This window comes from Bacteroidales bacterium (assembly GCA_021157585.1).
GTDB lineage: Bacteria > Bacteroidota > Bacteroidia > Bacteroidales > UBA12170 > UBA12170.
In genome coordinates this window covers 23,866-39,636 of the sequence record JAGGWH010000104.1, presented here as the reverse complement: position 1 = coordinate 39,636, position 15,771 = coordinate 23,866, and the positions used below count along the sequence as shown (strand labels likewise).

The following is a 15,771-nucleotide window of genomic DNA, read 5'->3' as shown; positions in this document are numbered from 1 at the left end:
ATGAACGAATTTTTAACGATAAGTATTTACGGAACAGCAGTAGCTCTGATGTTAATCGGACTCTACGCTGCTCTAGCTAAGAAAAATCTACTTAAGATCGTTATCGGTCTTTCGATAGTAGATTCTGGTCTTCACCTACTTTTTGTAGCTATAGGATATGTTAATAACGGAACAGCTCCTATTTTTTCACCGGAAGTTTTGGGCTCTACTCAAGCTATGGTCGATCCTGTTCCTCAAGCATTAGTGCTTACGGCTATTGTTATTGGTTTTGCTGTAACCGCCGTAGCTCTCTCGTTGGTTATCCGATTATACAGACATCATAATACTGCAGCTATTGACGAAATAAAGAATTTAAGATGGTAATATCTCCGGTACATTATATAGCACTTCCGCTTATGGCGGCTTTCTTAATCCCTTTGTTTGGGAAATTAAATAAGAATCTAGTACGACTCATTCCCGGATTGGTATTGCTTTACCTTTCCTATATCTCGGTTATTTTAATGACACAGGTCATTACAAAAGACACAACTATTATCGAAATTATTGCAGGTTGGTCGCCTCCTTGGGGAATCAATCTGGTATTTAGTCCTTTCACAGGCTTTCTTGTTAGCCTTTTTAGCTTTCTTGGACTTATAATATGGATATATACTTATAATTTTAAACCTGAAGTTGATTATGCTCAAACACAAAAATTTTATGTGTTATTTATGATGCTTATTACAGGTGCAATTGGAGTTGTGCTAACGGGTGATATTTTTAACTTATTTGTATTTCTTGAAATTACAGCCATCTCGGCATATTCCTTAACGGCTTTTTATCGCGAACGCGATGGTGCTGAAGCTGCGTTTAAATATTTATTGATTGGTTCTTTTGCCTCATTTCTTATACTATTAGCTATATTAATTCTTTATACTCAGGTTGGAACACTTAATATGGCCGAAATTGCTCAGAGAGTTCCTGATATGAATCCATATATGAAAGGTGTTATTCTGATACTATTTTTTGTTGGATTTGGTATTGAAGCCGAAATGTTTCCATTAAATGGTTGGGCTCCCGATGTTTATACTCAAGCTCCCGGACCTATAGGTGCTATTTTTGCAGGTATAGTTGTAAAAGCCGGTGTTTATGCCCTTATTCGTATAATATTTACTCTGTTTGATGTTGTTGAAGTTCTACAGTTATTAGTTGTTATGGGATTAATAACGATGGCTGTTGCCGAAGTAACTGCTATGCGTCAAGGAAGATTAAAGCGGATGTTGGCTTATTCCAGTATTGGTCAGATGGGATTAGTCTTGGTTGCTTTTGGTATTGGAACACACGAAGCCGTATTTGCAGCTATTTTCTTAATGTTTAATCATGCCATTATTAAAGGAATGCTTTTCTTAAGTGCTACCTATTTAGTATATCATTCCAAAGAAAAAAATATTTCTGATTTAGATGGTATAGGTAAACTAATGCCATTTACAGCTTTCCTTTTCGCTTTGGGCTCGTTAGCCATTGTCGGCTTACCTCCTTTTGCAGGTTTTTGGAGCAAATTATATATTTTAATGGCTGCTGCCGATGTTCGCTTAATTGCGGTTATTGCCATTATTTTAGTGGTGAGTGTTATAGAAATAGTATACTATTTCAGAGTCCTTCATCGCATTTATTTTAAAGAACGTATTTCTACTGTCGAAATAAAGATACCAAGCCTTAACGCAAAATTTGCAATGCTTATTTTGGCATTAGTTATTGTTATTATTGGTATTTATCCCGATTTGATTTCGGGTTTAATCGAAAGAGCCGCTACTGACTTACTCGATAAGCAACATTATATTCAGTCGGTTTTATCAGTTGGGCGTAATTAAAAAGAAAAAGAAATGAATAGTTTAATTATCATATTAATTCTGGTTTTTGGCGGAGCAATTATAAGCTTTGTTTTAAATAAGTTTCTGCCAATTCTACTCAATTCCTTTGTAGTACTTATTATGCTTGCAGTATCATATCTCTTTTTCTCAATAGATGCAGCAGCGCAGCTCAATTTTGAAATTGGAGGCCTTCATTTACAATGGGGCTTTACTTCGGCAGGATATTTATTTGGGATAATAGTAGTGGTTTTAGGTTTTTTAACCCTTTTATATTCCACAGCTTATATGAATGGGAAAGATAATCTTGGCTACTTTTATATGAATTTCCTTTTTAGCATTGGTGCAATGTTGGGTATTCTTATGAGTCGCGATTTAATTTCGCTTTTCTTTTTCTGGGAAATAATGACTTGGTCGTCTTATCTTATTGTAATCTATTCCGGTAAAGATGTAGATCGTAGGGGCTTAAAATATATGATTTTTAGTGCTATTGGAGCCTATTCAATGTTAATGGCTATTGTAATAATATATAGTTTTATTGGAAGTTTTTTATTGGAAGATATATTTGCCAGTATTTACGCTATCGGCTTTGGCTATCAATTAGCTATCGCAATATTATTAATGATAGGCTTTGGTGTTAAAACCGCTATTATGCCTGTTCATGTGTGGGCGCCTGAAGCTTATGCAGGCTCACCAATGTCATTTACTGCTTTATTTTCAGGAGCACTTTCAAAAATGGGTGTTTTTGGATTTGCTTTAGTTCTATTTAATTTAGTAAGTACGCAAAACTGGCTGATTAATGAAGTTGTGGCTTGGTTAGCAGCTATTACTGCGGTATTAGCAACATTTTATGCCGTTATTCAAACTGATGCAAAAAAACTTTTAGCTTATTCTTCTATTGCTCAATTAGGTTATATTATTATCGGTTTGGCTTCAGGAACTTATCTTGGAGTTATGGCAGGTTTGTTTTTAGCTGTTCTTCACGCCGTATTTAAAGCAACCTTATTTATGGCCGTTGGAGCTGTTGAGCGTCAGGTTGGAAGTACGGATATGACTAAAGTAACAGGTCTGATTAGAAGAATGCCTTGGACATTTATTGCCACTTTAATATCCATTATCACCTTAGCCGGAATTCCTCCTTTAGGTGGTTTTGTGGGTAAATGGATGCTTTACGAAGCTTTAATTACTTCTGATCATTATTATTTAGTGATTATGGTTTTCTTATCCAGTACTGCTGCTTTTTTGTATTCCTATCGCATTTTATTTGGAATGTTCTTAGGACAAGAAGAGCCGGAATATGCTAATGTTAAAGAAGCTCCATTAGCAATGCTGATTCCTATGTTAGTCCTCTCAGCCATTTCGGTATTTGCCGGTACTTTTCCCGGATTTATTATTGAACCTATTCAAAAAGCAATGCTTGTTCTTGGGTTTGAAAACAGAATTCCTAATATCGAATGGTATCAGCTTAGTGTATTATTTAACTCTTGGGGCGATAAAGTAGTATTGCAAAATATAATGATTTCCGTTATGGGTGTCTTTTTAGTTGGCTTGGCATTTATAACAATTAAAGGATATAAAAACCAACGTTATGTTAGCACTAAAGATATTAGCTCTTCAGGCGAAATAATTCAGCCTGAAGATAATATGACTTTTCAAACGGATTTTTATAAACCTTTTGAAAGAGCCATTTGGCCTTTATTAAAGAGAAAAATTGATGATTATTATACCGATTTCGGCAAAGGTTTAGAAGCATTGTTCGATTTCATTCGACGTTTTTATAGTGGTAATGGTCAGCTTTATGCTATCTATGTAATGGCATTTTTAGTCTTACTATTGATAGCCGGAACAAAATATTTTGGCTTCTAATTAATGGAAGAAGGATTGAAATAAAAAATAAAAAGAAATAAAGATTCTATAAAATGAATACAATTTTAATAGAAATACTTGGAGCAATAGCCACCATTTTATTAGCCTTTACGGTTGGTATGTTGTACGGTGGAGCAAGAAGAAAAGTTATTGCTCGGATTCAAAATCGTGTAGGACCACCCATCTATCAGAATTTTATAGACGTGGTAAAATTATACTCTAAAGAAACCAGTATTCACCATGGTTGGATGCAACATATGGGTCCTGTTTTTGCTATTACCGCTTCTATTACATCACTAATGTTTGTCCCTATTTTAACAAGTGGGAATTGGTTTTCAAATTTAAATTTCAGTGGCGACCTTATTTTTCTCATATATATGATGGTTTTCGGATCTTTAGGAATGGCTTTAGGAGCCGGACAAACAGGAAATCCAAACTCAGCTATTGGTGTTAGTCGTGGTTTAAGTCAAATGGTGGGCTACGAAATTCCTTTTGTTATGTCTATGGTAGCATTAATGACTCAGTTTCACACGACTTCAATTACCGGAATGATTGAACTTCAAGCACAGAGTGAAAGCTGGATGATGTTCAGCAATCCCTTTGCTTTTATAGCTGCTATTATGGCAATGTTAGGAATGTTTCATTATGCTCCATTTGATATTGTTCATGCTCCTGCAGAGGTTGCTTCCGGTCCTGTTTCGGAATTTGGCGGAAAATATCTGGGAATGATGATGACAAGCGGATCAATATTCGCCTTTGTTAAACTTACCTTATTTGTAGATGTATTTATGGGAGGAGCATCCAATTTGATAGAATTAGTTATTAAAACATTTGCTCTGTATATGATTCCTGTTTTGTATGGCGTAATAAATCCACGTTATCGTACAGAACAAGCCATTACATATTTTTGGAAGTGGCCTGCATTTTTTGGTCTTATTGGTCTTGTATGGGCAGCTTTTTATTAAATGATTAAAATATTTATTCGATGTATAACGACAAAAACGCACAAACAATCGTTGATTATATAAAGAATTTTACTCGAAAAAATTCTTTATTTATGTTGGCCTACGGAACAGGCTGTGGTGCTATTGAATTACCAGCAACACTAACTTCTCGCTATGATGCTGAGCGTCTTGGTGTTCGTGGTGCTGCTACTCCTCGTCAGGCCGATTTACTCCTGATAACAGGTTATCTATCAACAAAAACATTAAAGCGTGTTATTCGTGTTTACGAACAAATGCAAGACCCAAAATATGTTATTGGATTTGGCTCTTGTACCATCAATGGAGGAATGTATTGGGATTCGTATAACACCATCAAATTGCTTGATAAATATATTCCTGTTGATGTTTATATCAATGGATGTATGCCTCGTCCGGAATCTGTAATTGAAGGATTTAAAGAATTGCAAAGACTTATTGCGGCAGGTAAAGCCGATGGTGCAACAAAATACAAAGAGAATTTAGATTGGTATCGCAATAATCAAAAGAAAGTACTTAAAAACTGGCCTTTGGTTGAATACAACTGGTAAACGGATAGATATGGAAACAAGCTATACAAAAGAAGAAATATTAGCTCAACAGTTACAAGCAGCTTTTGAGCACCTGATAACGGAAGTGGTTAGAAAAGACACCGTTTTTGCATTTGCTCCAAAAGAACAAGTTTCATCTATTTTGCTCTATGCCAAAGAAAAGCTGGGTTATATTAGTTTATCGCATTTAAGTTGTGTAGACTGGCTTGAGAGTGGAGAGCTTGAGCTTGTGTATATTATTTGGTCGCCAGAAACAAAAGTAAACCTCTTTGTAAAAACCCGTATCGATAGAGAAAATCCTGTAATGGAAAATACGGATATGATTTGGCGACAAATTAATACTTATCAGCGTGAAATTCGTGAAATGTTTGGTGTGGAATTCCCCGGATTTATTGGTGAAAAAGAATTTATTTTAGAAGATTGGGAAGATGCACCTCCAATGCGTCGCGATTTTGATACTCTCGAATATGTAAACGATACCTTCTTTGAAAGAGAAGGAAGAGAAGATAAACAAGATGTAAGAGAACGAATTGCGAACCGTAGCGGTGAAGAAATTCCTGATTTTGCAAAAAAATACTCAAGAGAATAAGATGAGAGAAAAATCTACAACATTATATCTTGGCCCTCAGCATCCGGGAATTACCGGAAATATGATGGTAAAACTTCAGCTCGAAGGCGATACTATTGTGAAAGCTACTACTCACGTAGGTTATTTGCATCGCGCATTCGAGAAATTAATCGAACGTAGAAATTGGATGCAATCAACAACTATTTTATGTCGTTTTTGTGTTCCTGAGCCTGATCCGCCGGAAGCTGCTTTTGCTTTGGCTGTTGAACAAATTGAAGGTCGTGAAGTTCCGGAAAGAGGACAATATTTACGTTCCTTAGTTTTGGAATTGGCACGTTTGCAAAGTTTTATGCTTTGGTATGCAGGCCAATCAGGTTCCGCAGGATTATATACTGTTGGACAATGGTCAGTGGGTGATCGTAACTATGTTTTAGATTTATTTGAAGAGCTGACAGGAGGTCGTATTTATCATATGTATATTTGGCCGGGTGGTGTTAGAAGAGATATTCCGGAAGGCTTTGAAGATAAAGTACTTCGCACGATGGATTATATCGAAAAGCGTATCGACGATTATGATCGTATGATGTTTGATAGTGCTATTTTCCAAAAAAGAGCGCAAGGTGTTGGTGTTATCACCAAAGAAAAAGCAATGGAATGGGGAGTAGTTGGAGCTCCACTTCGTGGCTGTGGTATTGGTCACGATGTGCGAAAAGACAATCCTTACGACGCTTACGATAAACTCGATTTTGAAATGGGTATTTTCGAAGGTGGTGATGTTTGGGCTCGTGCCAGAGTACGTCAGTTCGAAATTCGTCAAACAATATCTATGATTCGTCAGCTGATTCAGAATTTGCCTTCCGGCGATTATTTGAATAAAATGCCGAATCCAATGAAATGGACTATTCCGGCAGGGTCGGCATATGGAAAAGTTGAAAGTGTAAGAGGAGAGTTTGGTTTTCATGTGGTAAGCGACGGAAGTGACAAACCACGTAGAGCTCACGCAAGAGGCCCTGCCTATGTGCATGGTGTTAGTTTGTTAGAAGATGTTTTGGTAGGAGAAAATTTAGCCGATGTATCGTTCATTATGAACAGCCTTGGTGTTTGTCCTCCTGAGATAGAAAGATAAAAAAGACTTTGGGCTTATTTAGGTAAGTCGTCAAAAATAAATTTAAGAAAAATGAGTTTTTTCGATTTAAAAGGATTTGTAAGACCACTAACGGGTATATCACAGTTCGGTAAAAATCCACATACCAAACGTATGGATGTGCTTGGACAAGATACTGCCGATCGATATCGTGGTTTCCACTATAACGATTTACAGGATTGTATAGGTTGTGGAAATTGTTCTACAATTTGTATGAATGAGGCTATCGATATGGTTGAACTGGCAGCTGAATTTAACATTAAAGAAGAAAAAGGAAATTCCGGTCTTCGCCCAAGAGTTGATTATGGTCGTTGTTGCTGGTGTGCGCTTTGCGTAGATGTTTGTCCAACAGGATCGTTAAATCTGACCAAAGAATATAATTATGTTTCACCTGATGCCAATTCATTTTTATGGACTCCGGGTGTTGATAATCCCTACGGAAAAGATCAACTTTCATTTACAAGCAATAATGAAACCAGTTTGATGGTTTTCAACCGTGTTCCTATGCGTGAGCTTGATGGAGCAGAGCGTGTTAAATCATTTGCCGAAGTAGTATTGGGTTATAACGAGGAAGAAGCGCGTGCTGAGGCTAGTCGCTGTATCTCTTGCGGATTGTGTACCGAAGTTTGTCCTGACCATATGCATATTCCCGAATATATCAATGCTATTGCTAAAGGAAATGATGAAGATGCGTTAAAGATTATTTACGATAATAATCCATTACCCGAAATGTGCGGTAAAGTATGTACTCGTCGATGTGAAGATGTTTGTGCTATAGCTGTTCGTGGAGAGGCCGTTGCTATTCGTTGGTTAAAACGCTATGCTACCGAGCGCGCTCAAACTTCGGATTTGATTAAAGAAATTGTAAATCCTGAAATTAAAGAAGCTAATGGCTATAAAGTAGGTATTATCGGTGCCGGACCTTCCGGTTTAACAGCCGCTTATTATTTGGCTTTACGTGGTTTTGATGTTACTGTTTTCGAAGCCAAAAAATTTGCCGGAGGAATGACGATGTATGGTATTCCAAAATATCGTTTACCTATGGAAAGTTTGGATAAACAGATTGGTTATCTTCAGAAGATAGGTGTAAAAATTGAGTTTAATACTCGTGTGGGTACAGATATTACTTTCGATGAAATATATAAAAAGAATGATGCTGTATTTATTGGTATTGGATTTGAAAAACCTTGGAAATTAGGTGTTGAAGGTGAAGATCTTGAAAATTCTATTCCTGCTGTTGAATATCTTCGCTTGATTAATAACGAAGAATCTTTTGATGTAGGTAAGAAAGTTGTTGTAATTGGTGGTGGAAACGTAGCTATTGATGGTGCACGTGTTTCTGCTCGTTATGGAGCTGATGTAACCATTCTTTATCGTCGTAGAGTACAAGATATGCCTGCTGATTGGGAAGAGATAGAAGGTGCCGAAGACGAAGGTGTTCATATTCATCCACAAGCCATACCTGTTCGTATTATTGCCGATGAAAGTGGTAAAAAAGTAAAGGCTATTGAATATATAGAAGCTAAAATGGTAGCTGAAGAAGGCGCTCGTCCTCGTCCGGTTCCAATAGAAGGCAGCAATAAGATTATAGAAGTTGATACGATTATCGGTGCTATTGGTCAGGAAGCAGATTATTCATTTATTTCAGAAGAATATGTGGATAAGATTGATCTTAATCGTGGCCGGATTGTTACCAACGATCAACAACAAACTTCTGACCCAAAAGTGTTTGCCGGCGGTGATGCTGTAAATCGCACAGCAGATGCCATTAGTGCTATTGCTGATGGTTTCCGTGCCGTAAAAGGTATTGAAGCAATGCTATTGAAGAATAAGAAATAAACCAAATAGAATTTATTTAGACGAAGGCCTGTCACGTTGTGAAACGAGATGGGCTTTTTAGTTTTGGGGAATCTCGTAGAAATTCGTTGATTTGTGTGTATACTGTTTTCCACTGCTTTTTAATATCTTTGCTTAGAATGGGTAAATCAAAAAATAAATCGGCTATTAAAATACAAAAAGGAGTTGTATCCCCCGGATCCATTAATCCAAACACAAAAGAAAATAAAAAACTATCTTCTACTCGTCATAGTACCGATTATTATGTGCAAGGAATTTTGAATGGTAAACGTGCTATCCTGAGTCAAGCTATTACTTTAGTAGAGAGTACTTTAATTAGCGATCAGGAACTTGCACAAAAAATTATAGAATCGTGCTTACCATACTCTCAAAATTCTATCCGAATAGGCATAACAGGTGTTCCCGGAGTAGGCAAAAGTACTTTTATTGAAGCTTTAGGATCTATATTGGTTGAAAAATACGATAAGAAGTTAGCCGTTTTAGCGATAGACCCAAGCAGTGAACGCAGTAAAGGAAGTATTTTGGGCGATAAAACCCGTATGGAAAAGTTATCTAATCACCCAAATGCTTTTATTCGTCCTTCTCCCTCGGCAGGTTCTTTAGGTGGCGTGGCTCAAAAAACAAGAGAAAGTATTATACTTTGTGAAGCAGCAGGATATGATATAATTTTTATTGAAACGGTGGGCGTTGGACAAAGTGAAACTGCTGTTCATTCTATGGTAGATTTTTTTCTTTTACTAATGTTAGCCGGTGCCGGAGACGAATTACAGGGTATTAAAAGAGGTATAATGGAAATGGCAGATGCTCTGATAATTAATAAAGCCGATGGCGATAACTATCACAAAGCTCTTATAGCAAAAACACAATATGCTAATGCTTTGCATCTTTTCCCCAGTCCTCCCTCTAAATGGTCACCAAAAACAGCCATTTGCTCGTCGGTAAAATTTTCCGGTTTGGAAGAAATATGGGAAATGTTATTGGATTATAAACAATTTACCCAAGCCAATGGGTATTTTAATCGGAAACGAAAAGAACAAGATTTAAAAGCATTAAGTGCTAGCTTTAAAGCAAAACTTCAAAATCGGTTTTATGCAAATAAAGCAATAAGAGAAAAGAGTGACTTTTTAGAAAAACAAATAATAAACCGAAAAATAAGTCCATACCAAGCAGCAGAGCAATTAGTACGGTTTTTTGTTGATGAATTAAAAAAGGAATAATATCCTAAAACGCTACTTATTTTTTTAATTAAACGTCTTTTGTATCTTCTTTTTTTTCGGGAAAAAGTAAAGAAGCAATAATACTAACCCCTAGAATAAGTAATATAAGATATAGGGATTCTATTGTTCCAATTCCTAATTTCTCGTATAAGAAATCGTGAAAAAGTAGTTTGATACCGATAAACGATAGTAAAACTCCCAGTCCATATTGCAAAAAGCGGAACAGATCCATAATGTTAGAGACTAAGAAAAACAGAGCTCTTAATCCTAAGATTGCAAATATATTGGAAAAGAAAACGATATAAGGGTCTAATGTAATACTAAAAATAGCAGGAATGCTATCCATAGCAAATATTACATCGGAAAATTCAATAACTATTAAAACCAAAAATAAAGGAGTAAGCAAGTATTTACCATCTCTTTTTAGAATAAATTTTTGCCCAACATAATCACCTGCAACCTTAAAATGTTTACTTGCAAACCTCACTAAAGGGTGGTTTTTAGTTTCCACCTGTTCATCATCTTTTTGGAAAAATATTTTAGCACCGCTATAAATCAAGAAACCACCAAAGATATATAGTACCCAATAAAACTCATGAATAAGAGCAGCACTGGCAAAAATAAAGATGAAACGCATAATTACTGCACCAAGAATCCCCCAAAACAGTACTCTGTGAAAATATTTATTACCAATACCAAAACCTTTGAATATCAGTATCATTACAAATATATTATCTACTGAAAGGGCTTTTTCTATCAGATAAGAGGTAATATATTCTAGGGATAAATTTTTATTATATAAATCGCGTGCATCTTCAAAGCTTAAGCCCGTAATATCAATAGGATGACGATAAAAAGCAATTCTAGCTTGTAACTCTTCCAAATTATCTAAGCCATGAACTAAATATCCGAAGTGGCGAAAGAAATAATAAGCCGAAATGCCGAGACCAACCCAAAAAATGCTCATCCAAAGAGCCTCTTTCATGCCGATAACGTGAGCTTTTCGATTAAAAACGCCCAAATCGAGAGAAAGCATAAGAACTACGAAAACTATATAAGCTGTGAAAAAATAGAATTCTTGATTATTCATTAATTAGATATAAATGTATAGTAGTTCACTTTCACAAAGATATTAATTTTTTATTTTATTAAAAAATGAATAAAACAAATTGATATAAGTGCTTTTTCTATGTCGTAAAGTTAAAAATTTATACTTTTGCAAGCTTTAAAAATAATAAGTAAAATGACACAATATCAGGAATATAATAATTTAAACCTTTCGGAGATAGCTAAAGAAGTACTTAGGTTTTGGGAAGAGAATCACACTTTTGAAAAAAGCCTAAAAACTCGCGAAGGAAAAAAGCCTTTTGTTTTTTATGAAGGACCTCCATCTGCTAATGGCGTTCCGGGTATTCATCACGTTATGGCTCGTACCATAAAAGATATTGTTTGTCGTTACCAAACACTCAAAGGAAAACAGGTTATGCGTAAAGCCGGTTGGGATACTCACGGATTACCTGTTGAAATTGGTGTAGAGAAAAGCTTAGGAATTACTAAAGAAGATATAGGAACAAAAATTTCTGTAGAAGATTATAATAAAGCTTGTCGTACCGAAGTAATGAAATACAAAGATCTTTGGGGCAACTTAACAAAAGAAATGGGTTATTGGGTCGATTTAGACGATCCTTATATCACTTTTGATAATAAATATATAGAAACTGTTTGGCATTTATTAAGCAAGCTCAACGAAAAAGGCCTAATCTACAAAGGATATACTATTCAACCTTTTTCTCCGGCTGCCGGAACAGGTTTGAGCACTCACGAGTTAAATCAACCCGGTTGCTATCGCGACGTAAAAGATTCAACTATGACTGCACAATTTAAAGTTGTACGTAGTGATAAAAGTGAGAAATTATTTAAAAATGCTTTTGGTGATGTGTTTTTCTTAGCATGGACAACAACACCATGGACCTTACCATCAAATACCGCTTTAGCTGTCGGAAAAAAAATTGATTACGTTATCGTTAAAACATATAATCCTTACACTTTTGAAAAAGTGACTGTTGTTTTGGCCGAAAAGCTAATGAATAGTCTTTTTCCGGCAAAAAATGCAGAGCTAAAACTAGAAGATTATGAAGCCGGACAAAAAGCAATACCTTTTGAAATTATTGGTAGTTGTAAAGGTTCTGAATTAGCCGGTATTCGTTACGAACAATTAATGCCTTATGCTAAACCAAAAGAAGGTGATGCTTTTCGTGTTATAATTGGAGATTTTGTAACTACTGAAGATGGAACAGGAATTGTGCATATTGCTCCCAGCTTTGGTGCCGATGACTTTAAAGTAGCTGCTCAAAACGGTATAGGCTCTCTAACAATGGTGGATAAAACAGGTCGTTTTGTTAAGGAAATGGGAGAGTTTGCCGGACGTTTTGTTAAATCAGAATATTATTCTGATGACGATCCTTTAAAATCTCAATCTGTTGATGTAGATATTATCGTTAAATTAAAGAAAGAGAATAGAGCCTTTAAAGCCGAAAAACACACTCACTCTTATCCTCATTGTTGGCGTACAGATAAGCCCATTCTTTATTATCCTCTCGATAGTTGGTTTATTAAAACTACAGCAATGAAGGACAAAATGATTGAGCTTAATAAAACCATCAATTGGAAACCTGCTGCTACCGGAACCGGTCGTTTTGGTAATTGGTTAGAAAATCTTGTTGACTGGAATCTGAGTCGTTCTCGTTTTTGGGGAATTCCCTTGCCTATTTGGCGTACTAAAGATGGAGAAGAGCAAATTTTTATAGGTTCTGCCGAAGAACTAAAAAATGAAATTGAAAAATCGGTTGCTGCCGGTTTAATGGATGAAAATCCTTTGGCAAATTTTGTCGTTGGAGACATGTCGAAAGACAATTATGAGACTTTTGATTTTCATCGCCCTTATGTAGATAAAATAGTCTTAGTTTCCGTTTCCGGCAAAGCTATGTATCGCGAACCGGATTTAATAGATGTTTGGTTTGATAGCGGTTCTATGCCTTATGCTCAATGGCATTATCCGTTTGAGAATAAAGAAAAAATCGATAATTTTTTTCCGGCTGATTTTATTGCCGAAGGTGTTGATCAAACACGAGGATGGTTTTTTACACTTCATGCCATCGCTACAATGATTTTTGATAAAGTAGCATACAAAAACGTTATTTCTAACGGTTTGGTTTTGGATAAAGCAGGGAATAAAATGTCGAAACGATTAGGCAATGCTGCCGATCCTTTTGAAACTCTTGAAAAGTATGGTGCCGATGCTACACGTTGGTATATGATTACTAATGCTCAGCCTTGGGATAACTTAAAATTCGATTTAAAAGGAATAGAAGAAGTTCGTAGAAAATTCTTCGGAACGCTTTATAATACATATAACTTTTTTGCTCTTTATGCTAATATCGATGAGTTTACTTATGCCGAAGACGATATTCCTACTCAAGATCGTCCGGAAATAGACCGTTGGATATTATCAGAATTAAACAGTTTAATTTTAACCGTTGATAAAGCACTTTCTGATTATGAATTAACTCGTGCCGGTCGTGCAATATCCAATTTTGTAAATGAGCACTTAAGCAATTGGTTTGTACGCTTAAGTCGCCGCCGTTTTTGGAAAGGCGATTATAGCAGCGATAAAATATCTGCATATCAAACATTATATAAATGTTTGGAGACTGTTGCTCAATTAAGTTCGCCAATTGCTCCTTTTTATAGTGAAAAGCTATTCCTCGATCTAAATAAAGTAAGCAAAAAGCATCAAGAAGAATCTGTTCATTTAACGTATATGCCTGTTGCTGATTTAGATTTAATTGATAAAGATTTGGAAGAACGTATGGAGATGGCACAGATATTTTCTTCAATGGTTTTGTCGCTTCGTAAGAAAAACCATTTACGTGTTCGCCAACCATTAAATAAGTTGATGATTCCTGTTTTAAATGAGAAATTCAAAGAACAGATGGATAAAATCAAAGAGCTTATACTATCGGAAGTAAATGTAAAAACGCTTGAGTTTATGCCGGAAGATTCTTCTTTATTGGTAAAAAAAATCAAGGCTAATTTTAAAAGCCTGGGTCCAAAATACGGCAAACTAATGAAGCAAATTTCGGCTGCCATTATGCAGATAGATCAGGAAGGTATTAAAACACTTGAAAAAACAGGAGTTTATTCTTTGCCTTTGGCAGATGAAACTATTGAAATAGGTATAGAAGATGTTGAGATTTCAACTCAAGATATCCCCGGTTGGTTAATTGCTAATTCAGGAGTTTATACCGTTGCTTTGGATACAACATTAACCGAAGATTTGGTACAAGAAGGGAAAGCTCGCGACCTAATTAATAAGATACAAAATCTACGTAAAGAAAAAGGATTTGAGGTTACCGATAAAATACAGGTGATATTGCAAAAACATCCTGATTTTGATGCTGCAATTGAAAATAATTTTTCTTATATTTGCTCGGAAACGTTAACAGAGTCCTTGAAACTTTCTGACAAACTGCAAGATGGTTCAGACAGCATAGAATTGACTGAATCGGTATCGGTATTTATAGATATTAAGAAAATATAAAAAGGACACTATTTACAAATAAAAATATAGAGCCATGACTAAAACAACAAAATCTGTTATAACCAGATACTCCGATGAAGAATTAGAGGAGTTTAAGGAAATCATCCTCTCTAAGTTAGAAAAAGCCAAGGCTGATCTTATAATGTTGACTGACGCGTATACAAATAAAAACGATCACGACACTAACGATACCTCGCCTACATTTAAAGTGTTGGAAGAGGGTAATGCCGTAATGTCGAAAGAGGAAAACAGTAAACTTGCCAATCGTCAGGAGAAATTTATTTCTTCACTCGAAAAAGCCTTAATACGCATAGAAAATAAATCTTATGGTATTTGTCGCGAAACGGGAAAACTTATTTCTAAGGAACGTCTAAAAAGCGTACCTCATGCTACTTTATCTATTGAAGCTAAGCTAAATCGTCCGGTTTCCAGATAGATAGTAGAAGAAATTACAGGTCGTTTCTATTTAAGAAAATATTAAACCATAAGAAACGACCTTTTTGTTTATGCCTAAAAATACCGGCACTTGAAAAAATCTATCTTCATAATTTTACTGGTACTATTTTTAGATCAAGTTCTTAAAATTTGGATAAAAACTAATTTCTTATTGGGTGAAGAAGTGGCTCTTTTTGGAAATTGGGCTTATCTTCATTTTACCGAAAATAACGGTATGGCTTTTGGCTTTGAATTAGGGTTCTCTTATGGGAAACTATTTTTAAGCGTTTTCAGAATTATTGCCATATTAGCAATCGGATGGTATCTTTGGCGTTGTATTAAGCGTAAAGAAAATAATGGCTTAATTATTAGCCTATCTCTTATTTTTGCCGGTGCTTTAGGTAATATTATTGATAGTGCTTTTTATGGTTTGGTATTTAGCGAAAGCACATTTTATCATAAAGCCGTTTTTTTACCTGCCGAAGGCGGTTATAGTAGTTTTTTACACGGACAGGTAGTTGATATGTTTTATTTTCCTCTTATTAACGGAATATGGCCTGAATGGATTCCTTATTTAGGCGGATCTGATTTCTTGTTTTTCCGTCCTATTTTTAATATTGCCGATTCTGCAATATCAATAGGTGTGGGCTTGCTTATTATATTTCAAAAGCAATTTTTAGGTAAAAATTCTTTATAATTTTACAGCTAT

Annotated in this window: 13 protein-coding genes; 12 read left to right on the top strand and 1 reads right to left on the bottom strand. The window is 35.5% G+C overall.

Features of this window, described 5'->3' with window-relative positions; translation table 11 throughout:
* The 9 genes from J7K39_07370 (at position 1) to meaB (ending at position 10,027) form a co-directional block, all read left to right on the top strand.
* Positions 1-363 (top strand): cation:proton antiporter subunit C, encoded by a 363-nt coding sequence (locus tag J7K39_07370; GenBank protein MCD6179707.1) that lies wholly within the window; start codon positions 1-3, stop codon positions 361-363.
* Positions 357-1,847 (top strand): hypothetical protein, encoded by a 1,491-nt coding sequence (locus J7K39_07365; GenBank protein ID MCD6179706.1) that lies wholly within the window; start codon positions 357-359, stop codon positions 1,845-1,847. Before J7K39_07370 ends, J7K39_07365 begins: the two co-directional genes overlap by 7 nt.
* 12 nt (positions 1,848-1,859) lie before the next feature.
* On the top strand, positions 1,860-3,710 hold the full coding sequence (locus J7K39_07360; GenBank protein ID MCD6179705.1) for a hypothetical protein: 1,851 nt from the start codon (positions 1,860-1,862) through the stop codon (positions 3,708-3,710).
* Positions 3,711-3,763: 53 nt separating this feature from the next.
* The gene (locus J7K39_07355; GenBank protein ID MCD6179704.1) at positions 3,764-4,675 is read left to right on the top strand and encodes an NADH-quinone oxidoreductase subunit H; all 912 of its coding nucleotides are present in this window, start codon (positions 3,764-3,766) and stop codon (positions 4,673-4,675) included.
* 20 nt (positions 4,676-4,695) lie between these two features.
* On the top strand, positions 4,696-5,241 hold the full coding sequence (locus J7K39_07350) for an NADH-quinone oxidoreductase subunit B (GenBank protein MCD6179703.1): 546 nt from the start codon (positions 4,696-4,698) through the stop codon (positions 5,239-5,241).
* A 10-nt stretch (positions 5,242-5,251) separates the two neighbouring features.
* A complete protein-coding gene (locus J7K39_07345; protein MCD6179702.1) occupies positions 5,252-5,830 on the top strand; it encodes an NADH-quinone oxidoreductase subunit C in 579 nt (192 codons plus the stop codon).
* On the top strand, positions 5,805-6,935 hold the full coding sequence (locus tag J7K39_07340) for an NADH-quinone oxidoreductase subunit D (protein MCD6179701.1): 1,131 nt from the start codon (positions 5,805-5,807) through the stop codon (positions 6,933-6,935). Before J7K39_07345 ends, J7K39_07340 begins: the two co-directional genes overlap by 26 nt.
* A 51-nt stretch (positions 6,936-6,986) precedes the next feature.
* Positions 6,987-8,792: an FAD-dependent oxidoreductase gene (locus J7K39_07335; GenBank protein ID MCD6179700.1), complete on the top strand. Its 1,806-nt coding sequence runs from the start codon at positions 6,987-6,989 to the stop codon at positions 8,790-8,792.
* Positions 8,793-8,929: 137 nt separating this feature from the next.
* On the top strand, positions 8,930-10,027 hold the full coding sequence (gene meaB, locus J7K39_07330) for a methylmalonyl Co-A mutase-associated GTPase MeaB (GenBank protein ID MCD6179699.1): 1,098 nt from the start codon (positions 8,930-8,932) through the stop codon (positions 10,025-10,027).
* Positions 10,028-10,055: 28 nt separating this feature from the next.
* On the opposite strand, the gene J7K39_07325 is transcribed toward meaB, so the two are convergent.
* Entirely contained in the window at positions 10,056-11,117 is a 1,062-nt protein-coding gene (locus tag J7K39_07325; protein ID MCD6179698.1) for a TerC/Alx family metal homeostasis membrane protein, read from the bottom strand.
* Between the two features lie 144 nt (positions 11,118-11,261).
* On the opposite strand from J7K39_07325, the gene J7K39_07320 reads away from it, so the two are divergent.
* From J7K39_07320 to J7K39_07310, 3 genes are all read left to right on the top strand, one after another.
* Positions 11,262-14,627, top strand: coding sequence for an isoleucine--tRNA ligase (locus tag J7K39_07320; protein MCD6179697.1), 3,366 nt, complete (start codon positions 11,262-11,264; stop codon positions 14,625-14,627).
* A gap of 34 nt (positions 14,628-14,661) precedes the next feature.
* Positions 14,662-15,063 (top strand): TraR/DksA family transcriptional regulator, encoded by a 402-nt coding sequence (locus tag J7K39_07315; protein ID MCD6179696.1) that lies wholly within the window; start codon positions 14,662-14,664, stop codon positions 15,061-15,063.
* 90 nt (positions 15,064-15,153) lie between these two features.
* Complete coding sequence (locus tag J7K39_07310) at positions 15,154-15,759, top strand: lipoprotein signal peptidase (protein MCD6179695.1); 606 nt, start codon at positions 15,154-15,156, stop codon at positions 15,757-15,759.
* The last annotated feature ends 12 nt before the right edge of the window (positions 15,760-15,771 follow it).

Coding starts and splice junctions, on each gene's coding strand:
- J7K39_07335 (MCD6179700.1), top strand. CDS start 6,987: ATGAGTTTTTTCGATTTAAAAGGATTTGTAAGACCACTAACGGGTATA.
- J7K39_07355 (MCD6179704.1), top strand. CDS start 3,764: ATGAATACAATTTTAATAGAAATACTTGGAGCAATAGCCACCATTTTA.
- J7K39_07350 (MCD6179703.1), top strand. CDS start 4,696: ATGTATAACGACAAAAACGCACAAACAATCGTTGATTATATAAAGAAT.
- J7K39_07370 (MCD6179707.1), top strand. CDS start 1: ATGAACGAATTTTTAACGATAAGTATTTACGGAACAGCAGTAGCTCTG.
- J7K39_07360 (MCD6179705.1), top strand. CDS start 1,860: ATGAATAGTTTAATTATCATATTAATTCTGGTTTTTGGCGGAGCAATT.
- J7K39_07365 (MCD6179706.1), top strand. CDS start 357: ATGGTAATATCTCCGGTACATTATATAGCACTTCCGCTTATGGCGGCT.
- J7K39_07315 (MCD6179696.1), top strand. CDS start 14,662: ATGACTAAAACAACAAAATCTGTTATAACCAGATACTCCGATGAAGAA.
- J7K39_07325 (MCD6179698.1), bottom strand. CDS start 11,117: ATGAATAATCAAGAATTCTATTTTTTCACAGCTTATATAGTTTTCGTA.
- J7K39_07345 (MCD6179702.1), top strand. CDS start 5,252: ATGGAAACAAGCTATACAAAAGAAGAAATATTAGCTCAACAGTTACAA.
- meaB (MCD6179699.1), top strand. CDS start 8,930: ATGGGTAAATCAAAAAATAAATCGGCTATTAAAATACAAAAAGGAGTT.